Origin of the sequence: Microbacterium sp. UBA3394, from assembly GCF_002358725.1 — a bacterium.
GTDB lineage: Bacteria > Actinomycetota > Actinomycetes > Actinomycetales > Microbacteriaceae > Microbacterium > Microbacterium luteum.
In genome coordinates, this window is the sequence record NZ_DEPK01000041.1 from 6,966 (window position 1) to 11,298 (window position 4,333).

Below are 4,333 nucleotides of genomic sequence, written 5' to 3' on the forward strand. Positions count from 1 at the left end.
GGGTCCGTCGTCGTGACGTGCTCGGCGAACAGGCCCGGCCAGGCCATGATCCCGTAGGGCGTCCTCGCGATGACCAGCCGGGCGTCGGGCAGCAGCTTCTTCAAGCGCTTCGCGGTGGAGACCGGATGCGCCGCATCCCCCGTCCAGGCGAGGATCAGCGTCGGCGTCGTGATGCGCGACACCGCCTTCTCGCTCGGGAAGTCGGTGCTCGCCGCGCCGCGCAGCACCGTGGGAAGCAGGTCCTCGGGCACGGTCGGCGTCGTCGAGGGTGCATCCGACAGCGCCGGGGGCACGGGCGCGGTGTGGTTGGCGTGGAAGACCCCGAGGCCCTCCTTCTCGATGAGCGCCGCGTTCGCGCGGTAGAGTTGCGTCTGCGCCGACCGGGTCTCCCACGCGGTCGGCGGTACGACCAGGGTGAGACTGGCGAACCGCTCGGGATGCTTCTTCGCGGCGTGCAGCAGTGTCGCCGATCCCATCGACGGTCCGACGGCGTGCACGGGCTCTCCCGGCGCGACGTGGTCGAGCAGGGCCAGGAGGTCCTTCGCGAGGCGGTTCCACTGATACGACCTCGGATCGAGGTCGCCGGTGGATCCGCCGTGACCGCGGGCGTCGTAGCGCAGCACGCGGTGGCCGCGCAGGGAGCGGGCGAGATCGAGCCCGAGCTGGGCGTCACGGTCGCGGGATGACGTCAGGCCGTGCAGCTGCACCACGAGCGGGCCGGCCTCGCCGGTGATCTCGTAGTCGAGCGCAGCCCCATGCGGAACCTCGAGAGTGGGCACCGTTCCTCCATCTCCGGTGCGCCGTCGCCGGTTGTGACATGCCGTCGCGGGAACGAAACACCGGGCCTCTACACTACGGGCGATGCGGCTCACGAATATCGCGCAGGCAACGCTTCCGCCCGGAGCGGTGCACAGCTACGCCCTGCGCCCGGTCGGTCCCCGCGGCCGCGCTCTGCCGGTGTCGTTCGATCAGGGCCGTCACGTCGGCGCCGGCGACCGGCCGGGATCCTGGATGTCGATCGCGCTGCGCCTGCCGCCGGGCACCACGCGCGATGCGCTCGCGGCCGCGTGGGAGCGCGCGGTCGACCGGCACGGCACCTTCCGCACGGTGTTCGGCCTCGACGACGCCGGCGAGCCCACGCTGCACGAGATCACGCTGGGCGACGGCGTCTGGGAGGAGCATCACGTTTCCGAGGGGATCGCGACCCGCGAAGTCGTGCGCGAGGTGTTCGACCTCGCCTGCCGCCCGCTCGCGGCGCCATCCCACCGCCTGTGCGTGATCGAACCGGATGCCGCCGCCGACGATCCGCGCCCGTGCGTCGTTCTCGGCGCCGACCACGCCCACGTCGACATGTGGTCGCTCGTGGTGGTGGCGCGGGATGTCATCGCCTACCTCGACGCGGCTGCCGGGCAGGCCGGTGCCGACGACCTCCCGGACGCCCCGCCGTTCGCCGCGCACACCGCCGCGCTGGAGGATCGCGGCCCGGCACCCGACGATGTCGCGGCCCGATGGGCGGAGATCCTCGAGGTGTGCGGGGGCGAGATGCCGCGCTTCCCCCTCCCGGTCGGCGACCCGGCGCCCGGTGCGCTCCCGGTCGTCGAGGTGCGCGAGGTGCTGGATGCGATCGACTACGACGCGTTCACCGGCGCGGCCAAGGCGGCGGGCACGTCCACGATCGGGCTGGCGATGTCGGCCCTGACCGAGGTGACCCGCCGCGTGGCGGACGCTCCGCTCCGGGCGGTGTTCCCCGTGCACAGCCGGCACGAGCCGCGCTGGCACGACTCCTCGGGCTGGTTCATCACCAACTCGGTGCTCGAATGCGTCGACGACGCTCCCGCGGCGTGCGCGGCATCGGTCAAAGAGGCCATCACCTTGGGGTCGCATCCCCTCGCCCCGATCCTGGAGCCCTACGGCGGCATGAAGGTGCCGCGCGGCATGTTCGCCCTGTCGTGGCTGGACACCCGGCGCCTGCCGGTCGAGCTCGACGACAGCCTCGACGCGCAGTACGTCTCCGCGGTCGCCGCGAGCGACGACGTCATGGTGTGGTTCGTCGTGAACCGACGCGGCCTGCACCTGCGATGCCGGTATCCCGACACCGATGAGGCCGTCGCCTCCGTCGGCGCGTGGCTCGATGCCGTCGCGGAGGGCTTCCTCGCACGACTGCCCGACACGGTCGCGGAAGGATCTGTCGGAGCCGGGCCGGTGTCGATACCGTGAACGAATGCGCAACGACAGCGGATCCGGCCCCGACGAGGTCCCGGTAGGTCCCCCCGACGGCGCCACCGCCGCGAGCAGCGGCACTGCTGCGGCGAGTGTCTTCGCGAACGCCCCCGGCGACGCCGACACGCGCTTCTTCGGACAGCCGCGCGCGCTCGCCCACGTGTTCGGCGTGGAGATGTGGGAGCGCTTCAGCTTCTACGGCATGCAGGGCATCCTGCTGATCTACATGTACTACTCGGTCGCCGAGGGCGGCCTGGGCATGAACGAGGCCGTCGCCACCGGCATCGTGGGCGCGTACGGCGGCACCGTCTACCTCTCCACCATCGTCGGCGCGTGGCTGGCCGACCGCGTGCTCGGCTCGGAGCGGGTGCTCTTCTACAGCGCATGGGTCATCATGGCCGGGCACATCGCGCTCGCGCTGCTGCCGGGCTTCTGGGGGCTGGGCGTCGGCCTCGTGCTCATCGCCTTCGGCTCGGGCGGGCTCAAGGCCAACGCCACCGCCGTCGTAGGCACCCTCTACAGCGCCGACGACCCGCGCCGCGACGCCGGCTTCTCGCTGTTCTACCTCGGCATCAACCTCGGCGCCTTCTTCGGCCCCATCCTCACCGGCCTGCTGCAGACGACGATGGGCTTCCACTGGGGCTTCGGCCTCGCCGCCGTCGGCATGGGAATCGGGCTGCTGCAGTATGCGATCGGCCGCAAGGGCCTGCCGGATGCGGCACGTGTCGTGCCGAACCCGCTGCCGCACAGCCGCTACGCGATGTGGATCGGCATCACCGTCGGCGCCGCCGTGGCGCTCGCAGCCCTCGTGCTGCTGGGGGTCATCACCCCGGGCAACCTCGATCTGGTCGTGATCCTCATCACCGTCGTGGCGGCGGTGTCCTACTTCGTCGTGATCCTCGGGTCGAACCGGATCACCGCGATCGAACGCTCGCGCGTGCTCGGCTTCATCCCCCTGTTCATCGTGAGCGTGGGCTTCTGGTCGCTGTACCAGCAGCAGTTCACGGTGCTGACGATCTACTCCGACAAGCAGCTGGACCGCTCGATCTTCGGGTGGGAGATGCCGGTGTCGTGGGTGCAGTCGATCAATCCGATCTTCATCATCGTGCTCTCCGGCGTCTTCGCCGCACTGTGGACCAAGCTCGGCAACCGCGCCCCGTCGACGCCGATGAAGTTCGGCCTCGCTGCGATCGTCATGGGGTCGGCCTTCCTGCTGTTCCTCCCGTGGGCCGGCGGCGCCCCGAACTCCACACCGCTGCTGGCGATCGTCGGCATCCTGTTCGTGTTCACGGTCGCCGAGCTGCTGCTGTCGCCGGTCGGCCTGTCGGTGACCACCAAGCTCGCGCCCACGGCGTTCCACGCGCAGATGGTGGCGCTGTTCTTCCTCTCGGTCGCGCTCGGCACGACGATCGCCGGATGGGCCGCGGAGTTCTACACCCCCGAGGACCAGGTGCCGTACTTCTCGATCCTCGGCGGCATCGCGATCGTCATCGGCATCGCGATGATCGCGTCGGTCAAGCCGGTGCTGGCGCTCATGAAGGGCGTGCGCTGACGGGTCCCCGCACGCGCGCGTCCAGGCGCGTCCCGTACCCTGGGTGACCGGGACCACGCCGCGTCGCACCTTCCGCGCGCGCCCCGCCCGGCTCGCTCGAGCCTCCCCTGCCTTCTCCGGAGATCCCATGGCCACCGCTGCGCGCGCCACCGCGCCCGACCGATACCGACCTCGCCCTTCCGTGCTCGAGGCGCTGCGCAGTCCGCGCATCCTCACCAGGGAGGTGCTCGCCGGGCTCGTCGTCGCCCTCGCCCTGATCCCCGAGGCGATCTCGTTCTCGATCATCGCCGGGGTCGACCCGCGCGTGGGGCTGTTCTCGTCGTTCGTGATGGCCGTCGCCATCGCGTTCCTCGGCGGTCGACCCGCGATGATCACCGCCGCGACCGGCGCCGTCGCCCTCGTGATCGCCCCGGTCGCCCGCGAGTACGGCATGGACTACTTCCTCGCGACCGTGATCCTCGCCGGCGTCTTCCAGGTCGTCCTCGGCGCGGTGGGCGTCGCCAAGCTCATGCGCTTCATCCCCCGCAGCGTCATGGTCGGCTTCGTCAACGCGCTGGCGAT

4 protein-coding genes are annotated in these 4,333 nt (G+C 71.0%); 3 read left to right on the forward strand and 1 reads right to left on the reverse strand.

Annotated features, from left to right (window positions below; all coding sequences use genetic code 11):
* Positions 1–779, reverse strand: a 779-nt coding sequence (locus B4E30_RS02270) for an alpha/beta fold hydrolase (protein WP_286793300.1), incomplete at its 3' end; no start/stop codon positions are given.
* Positions 780–861: 82 nt separating this feature from the next.
* Here B4E30_RS02270 and B4E30_RS02275 point away from each other — a divergent pair.
* The 3 genes from B4E30_RS02275 to B4E30_RS02285 form a co-directional block, all read left to right on the forward strand.
* Positions 862–2,217 carry a peptide synthetase gene (locus tag B4E30_RS02275; RefSeq protein ID WP_286793301.1) on the forward strand — a complete coding sequence of 452 codons (1,356 nt, stop codon included), beginning with the start codon at positions 862–864 and terminating at the stop codon, positions 2,215–2,217.
* Positions 2,218–2,221: 4 nt separating this feature from the next.
* Positions 2,222–3,772 (forward strand): peptide MFS transporter, encoded by a 1,551-nt coding sequence (locus B4E30_RS02280; protein ID WP_286793302.1) that lies wholly within the window; start codon positions 2,222–2,224, stop codon positions 3,770–3,772.
* Positions 3,773–3,899: 127 nt separating this feature from the next.
* The coding region (locus B4E30_RS02285; RefSeq protein WP_286793303.1) for a SulP family inorganic anion transporter at positions 3,900–4,333 on the forward strand (434 nt) is incomplete at its 3' end.

Coding starts and splice junctions, on each gene's coding strand:
- B4E30_RS02275 (WP_286793301.1), top strand. CDS start 862: ATGCGGCTCACGAATATCGCGCAGGCAACGCTTCCGCCCGGAGCGGTG.
- B4E30_RS02280 (WP_286793302.1), top strand. CDS start 2,222: ATGCGCAACGACAGCGGATCCGGCCCCGACGAGGTCCCGGTAGGTCCC.